Genomic DNA, 1,609 nt, shown 5'->3' with positions numbered 1-1,609 from the left:
TGTACCGCTGCGGGCGGCGCAGGTTCCCGCTCAGCTTCCCGGAATCGCGGGGCACCGGGGCGACGCCGCCGAAGCCGGCGAGGCGGTCGGCGGTGCCGAAGACAGTCATGTCGCCGCCGGTGGCTGCCAGGAACTCGGCGCCGAGGATGATGCCCAGGCCGGGCATGCTGGTGATCACCTCGAAGGTGTGGTGGTCGCGAAACCGGGCCTCGATGGCCTTGTCGAGCTCGGCGACCTGCTGGTTGAGGCACATCACTTCCTTCGCCAGGGTGTGTACCAACGTGGCGGCCAGCTTCTCGCCGGGCAGGCTCGTGTGTTGCCGTTCGGCGGCCTGGACAGCGGTTTCGGCGAGCCGGTCGGGGCGGACGACGTGGCGGTTGCGCAGCCAGGTCTCCAGCCGCTTGACGCCGATCCGGCGGACGGCCGCAGGGGTCTGATAGCCGGTGATCAGGGTGAGCGGGCCGGTGTTGGTGAGGTCCAGGGCCCGCTCCAGGCCGGGGAAAGAAGGGCCTGGCCGGGCTCGATGAGCACCAGGTCCGCCGCTACCCCTCCTGGAGCCGCTGGGTCACCCTCGCCATGCTCGCCCACGCCTTCCTCACCGTCGTTCGCGCCGACGAACACGTCCACCACCCCGGGCCAGGTGAGCTGATCCCACTCACCTGCAACGAGATCCAGCGCCTGTTCATCACACTCGTTGTCCAGCCCGTCCACGACGCGGATCACCGGCTCAGCTGGTCCCACTGGCGACGTCGTCACCAGGCCCGATCGCGGGCCGGGCATTATCGGTGGCAAGCAGCCCAGACATGACCGAGCGGTTCAGTAGGCGAGTTCCGTCAGGTACGGGGCTCGGCATTCGGTCCGGATCACCGCGCGCACGGGGTCCAGTCACCCGGCGGTGGCCAGGCGGCGCCGAAGCTCCTCCTGCGAGACGTCTTCCACATGGGTCAGAAATACCCACATGTGACCTGAAGGGTCCTTGAGGATGACGGTACGGTCACCGTGGAACATGTCCTTCGGCGGCTGGAGGATCTCAGCGCCGGCGGCCTCTGCGCGCTCCGCCAGGCTGTCGACGTCCGGCACGAAGACATGCAGCGTGACGGACGTACCTCCGCCGAGCGAGGTCGGCGCGGCGAAGGAGGCGGCCTCCGCCTCGTCCACGCTGGCGTCGCCCAGCATCAGGGTCGACCGTCCGATGGTGATCTCGGCGGGCAGAATCCCGCCGCCCGGAGCGTCGATCCTGAAGTCCTCACGGGCGCCGAACGCCCGCTGGTAGAAATCGATCGCCGTGGCGGCATCGTCGACCATGATGTGCGGGATCACGGCATAGCGGTAGCGGTCGGGGATCTCGATGTGGTCTGTGCGCTCGGTCACGGCGAACCTCCTTGAAAAGGCACCGCTGGTCGGTTCCTGCGGCTCTGGAAGGAACCTAAAAGCTCAAGTTTGGTTGAGGTCAAGCGTCGATGTGGCCCTGCAGTCCTGCCTGCAGCGCACCTGCAGGCCCTGCCCTGTCAATCGGAAGGCACAGCTCGCCAACTCGAGTGCTCATCCGTCAGCAGAAGCGTTGAGCACATCAGGCATGGAGATCACGATCTACGGCTGGAGTACTAGT

At 67.2% G+C, this 1,609-nt stretch carries 1 protein-coding gene and 2 pseudogenes; 1 reads left to right on the top strand and 2 read right to left on the bottom strand.

Translation table 11 applies throughout. From position 1 onward, the window contains the following. Positions 1-502: pseudogene (locus KUM49_RS38275) on the bottom strand (transposase); the annotation flags it as partial. 2 nt (positions 503-504) lie between these two features. On the opposite strand from KUM49_RS38275, the pseudogene KUM49_RS38270 reads away from it, so the two are divergent. Then, positions 505-807: pseudogene (locus KUM49_RS38270) on the top strand (IS701 family transposase); the annotation flags it as partial. A gap of 78 nt (positions 808-885) precedes the next feature. Here the strand turns inward: KUM49_RS38270 and KUM49_RS38265 are convergent. Continuing rightward, entirely contained in the window at positions 886-1,371 is a 486-nt protein-coding gene (locus KUM49_RS38265) for a VOC family protein (protein WP_217241569.1), read from the bottom strand. Positions 1,372-1,609: the final 238 nt, after the last annotated feature.

Origin of the sequence: Streptomyces sp. AC555_RSS877, from assembly GCF_019049245.1 — a bacterium.
Classification (GTDB): Bacteria; Actinomycetota; Actinomycetes; order Streptomycetales; family Streptomycetaceae; genus Streptomyces.
This window is presented reverse-complemented; position numbering and strand designations above follow the sequence as displayed.